Raw genomic sequence first — 15,028 nt, forward strand, 5'->3', positions numbered from 1 at the left:
TGGTCCTGGAAGTGTGCGAAGCGTTTTCGCGGATTAAATCGGATGCCGCGCCCCCGTGCGCGGTCGATCGGGTGGAGAAAGAAAGCCAGCCTGGCGAGGCTGCCGGATGCGGCAAGGCAGATGGGACAAACGCGATACGAGTGTTCATCGTGCATGCCGCGATCATTGGCTGCGCCCTCTTTCCCGACTACAGCCGGTGCGCCGGCTTGCGCCTGCTTGCGCCGGATACACCGCACATCATTCTTTTTTCCTGTGCCGCTAATGCACGCGGCGCCGTGCTCAAGGAGCCGGGCGCCGCATCACAACACAACATATGGTGTAAAAGCGAATGTCGTTCACCAAGTATAGTGAAGATTCGGACTCGATCAAACCAATTTATTTCAGCGCAAACTCTTGACAATCAGAAACGCTCCGGCGCGCCGGGGCCTTGCGGTAACGCAACTGTCAGAGCGATTTTTTATGCCAGCAACGCAGAGTCACAGCGTCGCATCGGTTGCGCCCGGCTGACGAAAGCAGGGGAAGTACGCGTCGGCAAGCTGCGTGTCGCGTTGCAGGCGCGCCCAGTCGAAATGCGGCCCGGGATCGGTCTTGCGGCCCGGTGCAATGTCTGAATGACCGGCGAGCGCACGGATCGGATAGCGCGCGGCGAGCGCCTTCACGAGCGCCGCGAGCGTCGCGTATTGCGCGGGCTCGAACGCCGTCGTGTCGCTGCCTTCGAGTTCGATGCCGATCGAGAAGTCGTTGCAACGCTCGCGGCCGAAGAAGTTCGACACGCCCGCGTGCCATGCACGCGCGTCGCAGGAGACGAACTGTTCGAGCGCGCCATCGCGATGGATCACGAAGTGCGCCGACACGCGCACGCCGCGCAGATGCTGATCGAAGTAAGGATGCGCGTCGCAGTCGAGGCGATTGAGGAAGAGGTCGGCGATTTCCGGACCGCCGAAGGTGTCGGGCGGCAGGCTGATGTTGTGCACGACGATGAGCGTCGGCACGGCGCCCGCGGGGCGCGCTTCGAAGTTCGGCGACGGCAGGCGGCGCGCGGCGGCCACCCAGCCCTGCGCGTCCGCCTCGAACGGTGACGCTGCGCTCATCGCGCGGCGCGATCCTGGCTCGCCGTGCGTGCGGCGTAGGCGCGCGCGTGTTCGTCGCTGCAGAACGACTGCGAGCCGATCATCACGGACTCGCTGCGCGGCGCGTGCACGCCGCATTCGGTGCAGCGGACCATCGGTTCAGCCAGCGCCGGCTGGCCATTCGGACGGCTTGCGCCCCGCCCGCTCTGGCCGCTCTGGCCACCTTGAGCGCCTTGGCCACCCTGGGCGCCTGGCGTGCGTTGCCCTTGCGAGCCGGAACGCGACTGTGCGCCGCGCAGTGACTTGACGAACCACTGTCCGACGACGAACAGCAGAATCAGAAGGAAAAGCTGTCTCATGATATCGATGCGCGTATCGATACGCGCTCAGGCAACGGAACGGTGCAGCAGCACCTCGAAGACGAACCGGCTGCCGACGTACGCGAGCAGCAACGCAACGAACGAGGCGATCACCCAGCGCAGCGCGGCGCGGCCGCGCCAGCCCGAAATCTTGCGTGCCGTGAGCAGCGCGCCGAACATCAGCCACGAGAGGATCGCGAAGACGGTCTTGTGGTCGAGCGAGAGCGGTTTGTCGATCAACTGCTCGCTGAACACGATGCCCGAGACGAGCGTGAGCGTGAGCAGTGCAAAGCCTGCGCTGATCAGGCGGAACAGCAGCTTCTCCATCGTGAGGAGCGGCGGCAGCGTTTCGATCCAGCTCGACAGCCAGCCGCCGCCGCGCGTCAGCGCGTTGTGCTGCATGCCGCCGCCGCGCAGCGCGTGCAGACGGCGCTCGACGGCGAGCATCAGGATGGCGTGCAAAGCGGCGATGGCGAAGAGGCCGTAGGCGACGTTCGCGATGACGAAGTGCAGCTTGAACATCGGCGCTGCGGCATATGGAAGCACGCGCACGCCACCGAACAAAACGGGCAAAAGCAACGCCACCACGGCGAGCGGCAGCAGCATGAGACGCAGCCCGTCGAGCTGGAAGAAAAAGCTCTCGATCCAGTAGATGCCTACGCCGAGCCAGAGCATCGCCGACAACGCGAACGCGAAGCCGAAGATCATCTCGTTGTCGTGGAAGATCGTCGTGTGCAGCAGCAGGCCGTGCGCCGCAAGCGCGATGAACAGCAAAGTACGCGATACCGGCCCGAAACTGCGGGTGCGCGGCACTCCGTCGCCGGCGACGTCTACCGGCGCCGTGATCGGCACCGGCGGCACGCTGCCGAGGAGCGGGCGCGCGCCTGCGCGGCGCAGCGCGCGCCAGTCGGCGGTGCACAAACCGCCGTAGAGGAGTGCAGTGAGGGCATACAGTACAATATCCATATTCGAAGTTTACTATAGCCCCCTCAGGCAGCGACGGTTGCACCCGCGCGCTTGTGACTCGGGCTGCACTGTTCACCGCTCCCCATGCTCGACAATCTCACTCAACGGATGGCGCGCGTCGTCAAGACGCTGCGCGGCGAAGCCCGGCTGACCGAGGCCAACACGCAGGAAATGCTGCGCGAAGTGCGTCTTGCACTGCTCGAGGCGGACGTCGCGCTGCCCGTCGTGCGCGAATTCATCGCCAAGGTGAAGGAAAAGGCGCTCGGCGAAGAAGTGATCGGCAGCCTGTCGCCCGGGCAGGCGCTCGTCGGCGTGGTGCAGCGCGAGCTGACCGCCGTGATCGGCGGCGATTACGAAGGCAAGGCCGCCGAACTCAATCTCGCCGTCTCGCCGCCCGCCGTGATCCTGATGGCCGGCCTGCAGGGCGCCGGTAAAACGACCACCGTCGGCAAGCTCGCGAAACTGCTGCGCGACAAGCACAGGAAGAAGGTGCTCACCGTTTCGTGCGACGTCTATCGTCCGGCCGCCATCGCGCAGTTGAAGACGGTGACCGAGCAGGTCGGCGCCGAGTTCTTCCCGTCGCAGCCCGACCAGAAACCCGTCGACATCGCCAATGCGGCCGTCGATTGGGCGAAGCGCCACTATCACGACGTGCTGCTCGTCGACACGGCCGGCCGCCTCGGCATCGACGAAGCGATGATGAACGAGATCACCGCGCTTCACTCGGCGCTCAATCCCGCAGAAACGCTCTTCGTCGTCGATGCGATGCTCGGCCAGGACGCCGTCAACACCGCGAAGGCGTTCAATGACGCCCTGCCGCTCACCGGCGTCGTGCTCACCAAGCTCGATGGCGACTCGCGCGGCGGCGCGGCGCTCTCCGTGCGCCACATCACGGGCAAGCCGATCAAGTTCGTCGGCGTCGCGGAAAAACTCGACGGCCTCGAAGTCTTCCATCCGGATCGCATGGCGAACCGGATTCTCGGCATGGGCGACATTCTTGCGCTCGTCGAGGAAGCGCAGCGCGGCGTCGACGTGCAGGCCGCGCAGAAGCTCGCCGACAAGGTCAAGAAAGGCGGCGACTTCGATCTCAACGATTTCCGCGCGCAGCTTTCGCAGATGAAGAAAATGGGCGGTCTCTCGACGCTCATGGACAAGCTGCCAGCACAGTTCCAGCAGGCCGCCGCGGGCGCCGACATGGGCGTCGCCGAAAAGCAGCTGCGCCGCATGGAAGGCATCATCAATTCGATGACGGCCGCCGAGCGCGCCAAGCCGGAACTCATCAAGGCAACCCGCAAGCGCCGCATCGCGGCGGGCGCGGGCGTGCAGGTCCAGGAAGTGAATCGCGTGCTGAACCAGTACGAGCAGATGCGCACCATGATGAAGAAGCTCAAGGGCGGCAATCTGCAGAAGATGATGCGCGGCATGAAGGGCATGATGCCCGGCATGCGGTAATCTTTCGGGTCCGGCGCGGCGCCCGGATGCGTTCGGGCGCAGCGCGGCGGCCCATCGTCCGTAATGCGGCGCGCGAGCCGGAAAGCGCGGGTTTATGCTGTAGCGCGCGCCAGCGTTATTTTCCACACTGAATAGCTACAGCTACGATCCCGCCTGAGTCATGAATCGCGAAGAAGCCCTGCACATATTCCGCCACTCCGAAGAGATCGTTTCCAGGCAAGCGGTCGATGAGTCGATCGGCCGGATGGCCGAAGCCATCCGCGCCGAAGTCAGCGAAGACTTCCCGCTCGTGCTTTCGGTGATGGGCGGCGCCGCCGTCTTCACCGGCATGCTGCTGCCCCACCTCGACTTCCCGCTCGAATTCGATTACATCCACCTCACGCGCTATCGCAATGCCATCAAGGGCAGCGCCGAAATGCAGTGGCGCGTGGCGCCGCGCGAATCGGTGAAGGATCGCGTGGTGCTGGTGCTCGACGACATCCTCGACGAAGGCGAGACCATGGCCGCGATCCGCGACCGCATCCTCGCGATGGGTGCGAAGCGATTCCTCTCGGCGGTGCTGTGCGAGAAGATCATCCCGAAGGCGAAGCCGCTGCATCCCGACTATTGCGGCTTCCCGGTGCCGGATCGCTACGTATTCGGCTGCGGCATGGACGCCAAGGGATACTGGCGCAATCTGCCGACTATCCGCGCGCTGACTGAAGACGCATAAGCAAGCACATAAGCGGACGCATAGGTAATTCATGCGCCCCGCCGCGCGCGCGGAATACGCGACGTAAAAAAGCCGCCCTGAAGGGGGCGGCTTTTTCGTTGGCGCATTCGCGAGCGATCAAAGGCTGTGGACGAACTTGCTGATCCCCGCGAGGATCATCTCGACCGAGATCGCCACCAGCACGAGTCCCATGAGCCGTTCAAACGCCGTCACCACGCGCTCGCCGAGCCACAGCTGAATGCGCTCGGCCAGCACGAGCACCACCGCGCAGACCACCATCGTCACCGTGAGCGCCGCCATCCATTCGAGCAGCTTGCCAGGCGCCTGCGAGGTGAGCAGCATCACGGTGGCGAGCGCCGAGGGCCCCGCCAGCGCGGGAATGGCCAGCGGCACGATAAGCGGCTCGCCGCCCTTGTCGCTGCCGCCGAACGGACCGCCCGGATGCGGGAAGATCATGCGCAGCGCGATGAGGAACAGGACGATGCCGCCGCCGATGCGCAGCGACGTATCCGTGAGCCCCATCATCCGCAGGAAGGCGTTGCCGGCCACCATGAAGATGAGCAGGATCACGAAGGCAATCGCCACTTCTCTCAGGATCACGATCGCCCGGCGCGCCGGCGGTACATGGTGCAAACACCCGATGAAGAGCGGAATGTTGCCGAGCGGATCGGTGATGAGCAGCAGCAGGACCGTCGCGGACAGAAAGCTGTACTCCACGCTTGCCGTGCTCCGCGACGCTTAGCGCGCGAGCGCGGCGCGGACCTTCTGCGCCACGGCCTGTGCGGCCTCGTCGACCGGCAGCAGCGTCGCTTCCGTGTCGCGGCGGCCCTGGTACTCGATCTTGCCTTCCTTCAGGCCGCGCTCGCCGATCACGAGGCGATGCGGCACGCCGATCAGTTCCCAGTCCGCGAACATAACGCCCGGACGCTCGCCGCGATCGTCGAGGATCGCGTCGATGCCCGCCTTCAGGAGTTCGTCGTAGACGCGCTCGGCGTGCTCGCGCACGAGTTCGCTGCGGTCGAGGCCCATCGGGCACACGACGACGTGGAACGGTGCGATCGATTCCGGCCAGATGATGCCCTTGTCGTCGAAGTTCTGTTCGATCGCGGCACCGAGAATACGCGTGACGCCGATGCCGTAGCAGCCCATCTGCATCGGTTGCGGCTTGCCGTTTTCGCCGAGGAACGTGGCGTTCATCGCTTCGGAGTATTTCGTGCCGAGCTGGAACACGTGGCCCACTTCGATGCCGCGGCAGATGTCGAGCACGCCCTTGCCGTCCGGCGAAGGATCGCCCTTCTTCACGTTGCGGATGTCGGCGACGACCGGCTCCGGCAGATCGCGGCCCCAGTTCACGCCCGTCGTGTGGAAGTCCACTTCGTTCGCGCCGACGACAAAGTCGCTCATGTTCGCGACCGTCGAATCGGCGATTACCTTCACCGGCTTCTTCGTGCCGATCGGGCCGAGGTAGCCCGGCGGCGTGCCGAACCACTCGACGATCTCGGCTTCGCTCGCGAAGCGGAAATGGGCGAGGCCTTCGAGCTTGCTCGCCTTGATCTCGTTCAGATCGTGGTCGCCGCGCAGGAGCAACAGCCAGATCGTCGGTTCGGCGCCTTCGTCGTTATCCGTCGCGAGCACGATCGACTTGATCGTGCGCTCAAGCGGAATGCCGAGCAGCTCGGCGACCTGCTCGCACTTCGGCGCGCTCGGCGTCGCGGTCTTCGTGAGCGCTTCGGTTGCCGCACCGCGTTGCGCGATGAGCGGCAGCGCGTCGGCGGCTTCGACGTTCGCCGCGAAATCGGACGTCGGGCAATAGGCGATGTCGTCCTCGCCGGTCTCGGCGATCACGTGGAATTCGTGCGAGCCGCTGCCGCCGATCGAACCGTTGTCGGCCGCCACGGCGCGGAACTGAAGGCCCAGACGCGTGAAGATCCGCGTGTAGGCGTCGTACATCTTCTGGTACGAAACCTTGAGGCCGTCGACGTCCTTATCGAACGAATACGCGTCCTTCATGATGAATTCGCGGCCGCGCATCACGCCGAAACGGGGACGGATTTCGTCGCGGAACTTCGTCTGCACCTGATAGAAGTTCACCGGCATCTGGCGATAGCTCTTGATCTGGTTGCGCGCGATGTCGGTGATGACTTCCTCGTGCGTCGGCCCCATCACGAAATCGCTCTGCTTGCGGTCCTTGAAGCGCAGCAGCTCCGGTCCGTATTGCTCCCAGCGCCCCGATTCCTGCCACAGTTCGGCCGGCTGCACCGACGGCATCAGCAGTTCGATCGCACCCGCGCGGTTCATTTCCTCGCGCACGATCTGCTCGACCTTGCGGATCGAGCGCAGGCCGATCGGCAGATAGTTGTAGATGCCGCCTGCGACGCGACGGATCATGCCCGCGCGAACCATCAACTTGTGGCTGACGATCTCGGCGTCAGCCGGCGCTTCCTTCAGGGTGCCGATAAAGAAACGGGAGGCTTTCATTCAGATTTTCCAAAAGCGGCGGCCCGTGCGGACCGCCCGAACAAGGTGAAACGGGAAACGGGTATAGGCATTCCCGGAACTGCGCGGTGTCGACATGCTAGCGCACTAAACAGGGCGCGAGCCGACCTCGCGAGCGAACGCTCCTTCGTACCTTGATTGCGCGCGTCGTTTGTGCGCTCTTGCGAGAATGCGCAGTAAATCGCTCCAATCTTCCGGCGCTCGGGTGCGTGAGGACCGTTATCTGTTTATAATCAAAGCAATTTTAAAGGATTCGAAGGTGGTTGTATGCTGGATCGTGAAGGCTTTCGCCCGAACGTCGGCATCATCCTCTTGAACGCGCATAACGAGGTGTTTTGGGGCAAGCGGGTTCGCGAACATTCCTGGCAGTTTCCGCAAGGGGGCATCAAATATGGTGAGACCCCCATGCAGGCAATGTATCGGGAGTTGCAAGAAGAAACCGGGCTGCTACCTGAGCACGTCAAGATTGTCGGTCGCACGCGCGACTGGTTGCGTTATGAGGTGCCGGACAAGTTCATCAAGCGCGAAGTGCGCGGCCATTATCGCGGTCAGAAGCAGATCTGGTTTCTGCTGCGCATGGTCGGGCGCGACTGCGATATCTGCCTGCGGGCAACGGAGCATCCCGAGTTCGATGCGTGGCGCTGGAACGAATACTGGGTGCCGCTCGAAGCGGTCATCGAGTTCAAGCGCGACGTCTATCAACTCGCGTTGACGGAATTGTCGCGCTTCCTGCGGCGCCCCGCAGCGGCGCGGCAGGATCGTGCCAGCCTGCACGCTCACGAAGTGCGCTATCCGCGCGTCGTCACGTCGGCGCACGCCAACGCGGTGCAGGCCGAGCCCGAGTTCGTCCACGAGCCGGATGGCGCATCGGCCGAAGGCGATTGCAGTCCGAGCCAGAGTATGATCGTGCCTGCGCCGGACGAGCATGACTGACAGGCCGACGACGGCGCGCTGGACACAAGAACCGGCGGCGCGAGCCAGACTCGCGTCGCCGTTTGCATTTGCGTCGCGGTGCTCTTCGCGCGCGTCGCGACGTTGCTACGAAGGGAAATCAATTTGAACCGAATTGCTCTTGCTGCGGTGTGCGCCGCAGCCGCAAGTAGCGTCCTGCTGGCCGGTTGCGGCAGCTCCGGCCCCACCAACAAGGACGACAGCGCGTTCGTCTATCTGCTCGACCGTAAAGGCGACTGGCAGGAAAACAAGCTCGAAGCGCTGCCGCCGCTGCCCCAGGCCGATGCGAAGCTGCTGCCGTTCGACGTCTCCAACAACACGCCGCTCAAGTTCGCCGTCGATCCCGCTTCGCTCACGGTCGGCACGGACGGCGTCGTGCGCTACACGATCGTCATCACGAGCCCGACGGGCGCACGCAACGTGAACTACGAAGGCATTCGCTGCGATACGTACGAATGGCGCCTCTATGCGAGCCTCGACGCCGATCACAACGGCTGGGACAAAACCGTGGCGAACGATTGGTCGCGCATCGAGAACGGCTCGTTGAACGCGTATCACGCCTCGCTCTATCAGGACTACTTCTGCGAGAACAAGTTGCCCATGGCGAAGGCGGCGGTCATCCTCCAGAACCTGCGTTACGGACGCACGCAATCCACGCTCATTCGCTGACGTTGCGTTTAAGTTGCGTTTTAAGTTGCGTTCTTAAGCTTCGCTCCGATGTTGCGTTTTAAAGTACGAAAGCCGCCCCGGCTCTGCGCCGGCGCGGCTTTTTTGCTGGGTACGCGTATGGAGAAGTGTCAGACGAGCACGAGATTGTCGCGGTGGATCAGCTCGGGTTCGAGCATGTAACCGAGGACGCTCTCGATCTCGCTGCTCGCGTGACGCTGGATCAGATTTGCTTCCGCGCTACTGTAGTTGGTGAGTCCGCGCGCGACCTCGACGCCCGCAAGGTTCAGACACGCAATCACCTCGCCGCGCGCAAAAGCGCCGTGCACGCCGGTCACGCCGATCGGCAGCAAGCTTTTGCCATCGGTGGTGAGCTTCTGAACGGCGCCATCGTCGATCACGACGTGCCCGCGCACCTGAAGGTGGTCGGTCATCCACTGCTTGCGTGCGGCCATGCGTGCGGTGCGTGCGATCAACTGCGTGCCGATCGCCTCGCCCGCAGCAAGACGCACGAGCACCTCGGACTCGCGGCCACTCGCGATCACGGTATTCGCGCCGCTGTGGGCCGCGCGCCTGGCGGCGAGGATCTTGGTCAGCATGCCGCCGCGGCCGATGCTCGATCCGGCGCCGCCCGCCATCGCTTCGAGTTCCGGATCGCCCGCGTCCGCTTCCTGAACGAGCGTCGCCGTCGGATCCTTGCGCGGATCGGCCGTGTAAAGGCCGCTCTGGTCGGTCAGGATGATGAGCGCGTCGCCTTCGATCAGATTGGCGACGAGCGCGCCGAGCGTGTCGTTGTCGCCGAACTTGATTTCGTCGGTAACGACCGTGTCGTTCTCGTTGATGATCGGCACGACGCCGAGACGCAGCAGCGTGAGCAGCGTCGAGCGCGCGTTCAGATAGCGTTCGCGATCGGCGAGGTCGGCGTGCGTGAGCAGGATCTGCGCCGTGCGGATGCCATGCTCGGCAAAACGGCTCTCGTACACATGGGCGAGCCCCATCTGGCCAACCGCCGCGGCTGCCTGCAGTTCGTCGATCTCACGCGGGCGCTTCGACCACCCGAGCCGCTGCATGCCTTCGGCAATCGCGCCCGAGCTGACCAGCACAACTTCCTTGCCCTGCGAACGCAGCGCCGCGATCTGCTTGGCCCAGCGGCCGATCGCCGCATGATCGAGCCCCCGGCCGTCGTTCGTGACGAGGCTCGAACCGACTTTCACTACCAGACGCCGGGAATCGGCGATGACGGAACGCATACTGCGCGATCTCCCCAAATAACGGATGACGATGCGACCGCCGGCGCGCCCTGCGCGCCGACACTGGCGAGGTATTACTCCTGCGGCTGGGCGACGCCGCCTTCGGCGGGCGGCGTGTCGCGAAAGCGCACGTCGGACGCGAGATCTTCAGCTTGCTCGGCACGGCGCGCATCCGAATGCGCGGAGACGTAGTCGTACACGGCGTAGCAGAGATTTTCGCAGCCCTGGCCGGTAAGCGCCGAGATCTCGAACACGGGGCCGTCCCACTCGTAGCGCTTCACAAAATCGGCCACGCGCGCGGCACGCTCCTCTTCGGGCACCATGTCGAGTTTGTTGAGCACGAGCCAGCGCGGCTTCTCGTAGAGCGACTCGTCGTATTTGCGCAGTTCGCCGACGATGGCTTTCGCCTCAGCCACCGGGTCGACCGCTTCGTCGAACGGCGCGAGGTCGACAAGATGCAGCAGCAGGTTGGTACGCTGCAGATGGCGCAGGAACTGGTGACCGAGGCCCGCGCCTTCCGCCGCGCCTTCGATCAGGCCCGGAATATCGGCGATCACGAAGCTCTTGCTCGGCCCTACGCGGACCACGCCGAGGTTCGGCGCAAGCGTCGTGAACGGATAGTCCGCCACTTTCGGCCGCGCGTTCGACACGGACGAAATAAACGTGGACTTGCCCGCGTTCGGCATGCCGAGCAGGCCGACGTCCGCCAGCACCTTGAGTTCGAGCTTGAGCATGCGGCGCTCGCCGGGCTTGCCTTCGGTCTTCTGGCGCGGCGCGCGGTTCGTGGACGACTTGAAATGCAGATTGCCGAGGCCGCCTGCGCCGCCCTGCGCGACCATGACGCGCTGGTCGTGCTCGGTGAGGTCGGCGATCAGCTCGCCGGTGTCCTGATCGGTGATGGCCGTGCCTACCGGCATGCGTAGAGTGACGTCGTCGCCGCCCTTGCCATAGCAGTCCGCGCCGCGGCCATTCTCGCCGTTGCGCGCCAGATGCTTCTTCGTATAGCGGTAGTCGATCAGCGTGTTGATGTTGCGGTCTGCAATCGCGTAGACGCTGCCGCCGCGCCCGCCGTCGCCGCCGTCCGGGCCGCCGAACGGGACGAACTTCTCGCGCCGCATCGACGCGCTGCCATCGCCCCCATCGCCGGCGATGACTTCGATCTTCGCTTCGTCAATGAACTTCATGCGTTACTCCGTCCCGTGGATGTCGTTATTTTGCCGCGCGCCGCTTCGCTTGACCAACCTGGCCGAACGGCTGAGACCGGCATGGCCCGGGCCAATAAAAAACGATAAACAACAATAAACAAAAAGGCCCCGCAAACTTCGCGGGGCCTTCCTTGCGTCGATTGCGAGCGGGCTAAAAAGCTTAGGCCGCTGCCGGGACGACGTTGACCATGTGCTTATTCGCTGCGCCCTTGGTCGTGAACGTGACGTGGCCGTCAACCAGCGCGTACAGCGTGTGGTCCTTGCCGATGCCGACGTTGTTGCCCGGGTGCATGCGGGTGCCGCGCTGGCGAACGATGATGCCGCCTGCGAGGATCGCCTGGCCGCCGAACACCTTCACGCCAAGTCGTTTCGACTCTGAGTCACGGCCGTTCCGCGAGGAACCGCCAGCCTTTTTGTGTGCCATTTGTTTGCTCCTTTACCTTCGTGCGCTTTGCGTCGACTTAAGCGTTGATCGCGTCGATGCGCAGTTCGGTGTAGTTCTGGCGGTGGCCGCCGTGCTTCTGGTAGTGCTTCCGGCGACGCATCTTGAAGATGGTCACTTTGGCGTGACGACCTTGCGAGACAACGGTAGCCTTGACGGAAGCCCCACTGACCAGCGGCGTACCGAACTTAATCGATTCGCCTTCGCCCACTGCGAGAACCTGGTCGAGCGTGATTTCTGCGTCAATGTCTGCCGGTATCTGTTCTACTTTAAGTTTTTCGCCAACGGCAACCTTATACTGCTTGCCGCCGGTTTTTATGACCGCGTACATTGAGAACCTCACTCTAAAAATACTTTCCAGCCTGTTTGTTGACAAACCTGCAAGCTACATTTGGCGCTGGAAACCGCTGATTATACATGGAGTTAGCTGCGCAGTCAAAACTCCTTGACACCGAACGCCCGCAAGCGTCCAGGCACCGCCCGGCGCACCTTTTCCGGGCGGCGGCGCCTGACGGGACCGCTGCTCGCCACCAGGAAACCGCCAGGAAACTGCCTGGAAAGCGCCAGGAAACGACGGTGAAGCGGCAAGGCAGCCGGCCAGGAAGCGAAGAGCAAGCGATGAAGAAGCGGCCAGGACCGTATGACAACGTCCGGGAATCGCGCGATTCGCCTTATAATCCGCGGCACTATCGATAAACGTCATCATGCCGTCCACCGCCACCCCTACCCCCAGCGCAACTACCCTGCTTGCCCCGATCGCCGCTGACATGGAGCAGGTCAACCGCGTCATCCGGCAAAGCCTGGCGTCCGAGGTGATGCTGATCAACCAGATCTCCGAGTACATCATCGGCGCGGGAGGCAAACGGCTGCGCCCGGCGCTGCTGCTGCTCGTGGCTGGCGCGCTCGGCGACCGCAGCACGCACCGGCACTCACTCGCCGCCGTGGTCGAGTTCATCCACACGGCGACGCTGCTGCACGACGACGTGGTCGACGAATCCGACCTGCGGCGCGGCCGCCAGACGGCCAACGCGCTGTTCGGCAACGCAGCGAGCGTGCTGGTCGGCGATTATCTGTATTCGCGCTCGTTCGAAATGATGGTGGGCGTGGGCAAGATGCGCGTGATGGAAATCCTGTCGCAAGCCACGACGATCATCTCCGAAGGCGAAGTGCTCCAGCTCCTGAACATGCACGACGCCGACGTGGACGTGTCCCGCTACATGCGCGTGATCCGTTACAAGACCGCGAAGCTCTTCGAGGCTGCGGCGCAGCTTGGCGCGGTGCTGTCGGGGTCGGACGCGCGAACCGAGGAAGCGGCTGCGGAGTTCGGCCGTCGCATCGGCACGGCGTTCCAGATCATGGACGACTGGCTCGACTACGCAGGCACGGCCGAAGCGATGGGGAAGAACGCCGGCGACGATCTGCGCGAAGGCAAGCCCACGCTGCCGCTCATCTGGCTGATCGAGCACGGCACGGCAGCGGAATCGGCGCTTGCGCGCGAAGCCATCGAACAAGGCGGCACGACGCGCTTCAATGAAATCTTCACGGCGATCACGCGCTCGGGCGCGCTCGATCACACGCTCGCGTGCGCGAAGGCCGAGGCACAAGCCGCCGCCGATGCAATTTCGGCCTTCCCCTCTTCCATTTACAAAGATAGCCTGCTAGAATTATGTTCTTACTCGACGACGCGCCAGTCTTGAAGAAGACGAAGCAAGCTGTAAAGTCTAGTTGAGTAGCAGGAAATTTCGGGGTGTAGCTTAGCCTGGTAGAGCGCTACGTTCGGGACGTAGAGGCCGGAGGTTCGAATCCTCTCACCCCGACCAGAATTTCGAAAAACCGCACACATGTTGTGCGGTTTTTTTTTTGCCTGCTTTTAAGGCTTGCTTCTTAAGGCTCACGTCTTAAGACTCACTTCGCGCCTGCCGCGCAATCGGACAGAAGCCGGACAGAAGCCGGACAGAAGCCGGACGGAAGCGGGCTACAAGCGGGATAGCCTAGTCCCCGCGCACCGCCCGCCTCCGTGTGCGCCCCAACGCCGGCTGCATCGCGGCGCCAGTACCGCAAGACCCCCTCTGCTATAGTCATCTCATCCGTTTCACTCACTCTGACATTCACGACGCGTGGACCAAATTCCTTTATGGGCGCAAGTTTGCGCCGTCTTACTCCTGCTCATCGGCTCCAGCTTCTTCTCCATCTCTGAAACGTCGATGATGGCGCTCAACCGTCATCGACTGAAATACCTCGTCAACCACGGCGCGCTCGGCGCGAAGACCGCGCAAAACCTGCTCGGCCGCACCGATCTGCTGCTCACGGTGATCCTGATCGGCAACAACCTGTTCAACACGATCATCCCGGTCCTCACCACCTCGATCGCGCTGCGCACGTTCGGCCACGACAATCTGGTCCTGTCGATCGCGACCGGTATCGTCGCATTCCTGATCATCGTGTTCGCGGAAATCATGCCGAAGATCGTCGGCGCAACCTTCCCCGAGAAGATCGCCCTGCCCGCGAGCCTCATGATCGCGCCGCTCATGCGCGTCACCAAGCCTGTCGTGTGGTTCGTGAACCAGTTCGCGAACGGCGTCCTGCGCCTGTTGCGCATCAACACGAGCCAGGGGCGCGACCAGCGCCTCTCGACCGAGGAACTGCGCACCATCGTGCTCGAATCCGGCAGCTTCATGCCGACCAAGCACCGCAGCATCCTGCTGAACCTGTTCGATCTCGAAAACATCACCGTCGACGATGTGATGATCCCGCGCCGCCGCGTCGAGGCGCTCGACTTCGAAGCGCCGCTCGAAGACATCCTGCATCAGCTCGAAACCTGCTATCACAACAAGCTGATCGTCTATCAGGGCGATATCGACCGCGTGCTTGGCGTGTTGCACGTGCGCAAGACGCTGTCCGCGCTGCACAACCGGCAAGTGGACCGCGAGACGCTGCGCGAGCTGCTCGCCGATCCCTACTTCGTGCCGACCGGCACGCCCGTGTTCCAGCAGCTTCAGTACTTCCAGGAAAGCCGCCACCGCATCGCGCTCGTCGTGAACGAATACGGCGAGATGGAAGGCATCGTCACGCCGGAAGACATCATCGAGGAACTGATCGGCGAATTCACGACGACGCTGCCGAGGAGCGGCGCAGGCCGCGGCGGCTGGAACGAGGACGGCGAATGCATCGTGCCCGGCAGCATGCCGTTGCGCGAACTGAACCGCTGGCTGCACCTGACGCTTCCCACCGACGGACCGAAGACGCTCAACGGCCTGATCCTCGAAGCACTCGAAGAGATTCCGGAAGGCGACGTCTGCATGCAGATCGGCGACGCGAAGCTCGAAGTGCTGCGCAGCGACGATCAGGCCGTGCGCACGGTGAAGCTCTTCAAGCCGGGCGCGAACCCGCAAAAGAAAACGAAGAAGCTGCTGTCGCGCCGTTAGCCGTCTGGCCGAATGGCGCGCGAGCCGTGCGCCG

The 15,028-nt window shown here is 63.5% G+C and carries 14 protein-coding genes, 1 tRNA gene and 1 pseudogene; 7 read left to right on the forward strand and 9 right to left on the reverse strand.

Translation table 11 applies throughout. The features are described 5' to 3' along the window. Nucleotides 1-476 precede the first annotated feature (476 nt). The 3 genes from ampD to ccsA are packed head-to-tail and all read right to left on the reverse strand — an operon-like array spanning nt 477 to nt 2,395. Nucleotides 477-1,091 carry a 1,6-anhydro-N-acetylmuramyl-L-alanine amidase AmpD gene (ampD, locus tag EPN59_RS04480; protein WP_293042715.1) on the reverse strand — a complete coding sequence of 205 codons (615 nt, stop codon included), beginning with the start codon at nt 1,089-1,091 and terminating at the stop codon, nt 477-479. Continuing rightward, nucleotides 1,088-1,429, reverse strand: coding sequence for a PP0621 family protein (locus EPN59_RS04485; protein WP_293042717.1), 342 nt, complete (start codon nt 1,427-1,429; stop codon nt 1,088-1,090). The genes ampD and EPN59_RS04485 overlap by 4 nt, the downstream gene beginning before the upstream one ends. A 27-nt stretch (nt 1,430-1,456) precedes the next feature. Continuing rightward, nucleotides 1,457-2,395, reverse strand: coding sequence for a cytochrome c biogenesis protein CcsA (gene ccsA / locus EPN59_RS04490; RefSeq protein ID WP_293042719.1), 939 nt, complete (start codon nt 2,393-2,395; stop codon nt 1,457-1,459). Between the two features lie 84 nt (nt 2,396-2,479). Between ccsA and ffh the strand changes: the two genes are divergently transcribed. Further along, nucleotides 2,480-3,847: a signal recognition particle protein gene (gene ffh, locus EPN59_RS04495; protein ID WP_293042721.1), complete on the forward strand. Its 1,368-nt coding sequence runs from the start codon at nt 2,480-2,482 to the stop codon at nt 3,845-3,847. Between the two features lie 160 nt (nt 3,848-4,007). Continuing rightward, a complete protein-coding gene (locus EPN59_RS04500) occupies nt 4,008-4,559 on the forward strand; it encodes a hypoxanthine-guanine phosphoribosyltransferase (RefSeq protein WP_293042724.1) in 552 nt (183 codons plus the stop codon). 117 nt (nt 4,560-4,676) lie between these two features. On the opposite strand, the gene EPN59_RS04505 is transcribed toward EPN59_RS04500, so the two are convergent. After that, nucleotides 4,677-5,276, reverse strand: a complete 600-nt coding sequence (locus EPN59_RS04505; protein ID WP_293042726.1) for a MarC family protein — start codon at nt 5,274-5,276, stop codon at nt 4,677-4,679. Nucleotides 5,277-5,297: 21 nt separating this feature from the next. Continuing rightward, nucleotides 5,298-7,037, reverse strand: coding sequence for a proline--tRNA ligase (locus EPN59_RS04510; protein WP_293045608.1), 1,740 nt, complete (start codon nt 7,035-7,037; stop codon nt 5,298-5,300). Between the two features lie 285 nt (nt 7,038-7,322). Here EPN59_RS04510 and EPN59_RS04515 point away from each other — a divergent pair. Beyond that, nucleotides 7,323-7,796 (forward strand): annotated as a pseudogene (locus EPN59_RS04515) (RNA pyrophosphohydrolase); the annotation flags it as partial. Nucleotides 7,797-8,111: 315 nt separating this feature from the next. After that, nucleotides 8,112-8,675 carry a CNP1-like family protein gene (locus tag EPN59_RS04520; RefSeq protein ID WP_293042735.1) on the forward strand — a complete coding sequence of 188 codons (564 nt, stop codon included), beginning with the start codon at nt 8,112-8,114 and terminating at the stop codon, nt 8,673-8,675. A gap of 128 nt (nt 8,676-8,803) precedes the next feature. On the opposite strand, the gene proB is transcribed toward EPN59_RS04520, so the two are convergent. The 4 genes from proB to rplU form a co-directional block, all read right to left on the reverse strand. Next, on the reverse strand, nt 8,804-9,922 hold the full coding sequence (proB, locus tag EPN59_RS04525; protein WP_293042738.1) for a glutamate 5-kinase: 1,119 nt from the start codon (nt 9,920-9,922) through the stop codon (nt 8,804-8,806). Nucleotides 9,923-9,996: 74 nt separating this feature from the next. Further along, entirely contained in the window at nt 9,997-11,106 is a 1,110-nt protein-coding gene (gene cgtA, locus EPN59_RS04530; RefSeq protein ID WP_293042741.1) for an Obg family GTPase CgtA, read from the reverse strand. Nucleotides 11,107-11,287: 181 nt separating this feature from the next. Then, nucleotides 11,288-11,551: a 50S ribosomal protein L27 gene (rpmA, locus tag EPN59_RS04535; protein ID WP_293042744.1), complete on the reverse strand. Its 264-nt coding sequence runs from the start codon at nt 11,549-11,551 to the stop codon at nt 11,288-11,290. A gap of 37 nt (nt 11,552-11,588) precedes the next feature. Then, a complete protein-coding gene (gene rplU / locus EPN59_RS04540) occupies nt 11,589-11,900 on the reverse strand; it encodes a 50S ribosomal protein L21 (RefSeq protein WP_007180329.1) in 312 nt (103 codons plus the stop codon). Nucleotides 11,901-12,273: 373 nt separating this feature from the next. Between rplU and EPN59_RS04545 the strand changes: the two genes are divergently transcribed. From EPN59_RS04545 to EPN59_RS04555, 3 genes are all read left to right on the forward strand, one after another. Beyond that, nucleotides 12,274-13,266 (forward strand): polyprenyl synthetase family protein, encoded by a 993-nt coding sequence (locus EPN59_RS04545; protein ID WP_293042833.1) that lies wholly within the window; start codon nt 12,274-12,276, stop codon nt 13,264-13,266. 46 nt (nt 13,267-13,312) lie between these two features. Further along, nucleotides 13,313-13,389 (forward strand) — tRNA-Pro (locus EPN59_RS04550). Nucleotides 13,390-13,686: 297 nt separating this feature from the next. Further along, a complete protein-coding gene (locus EPN59_RS04555; RefSeq protein WP_293042835.1) occupies nt 13,687-14,994 on the forward strand; it encodes an HlyC/CorC family transporter in 1,308 nt (435 codons plus the stop codon). Nucleotides 14,995-15,028: the final 34 nt, after the last annotated feature.

The organism is Paraburkholderia sp., from assembly GCF_004298475.1.
Lineage (GTDB): Bacteria > Pseudomonadota > Gammaproteobacteria > Burkholderiales > Burkholderiaceae > Paraburkholderia > Paraburkholderia denitrificans.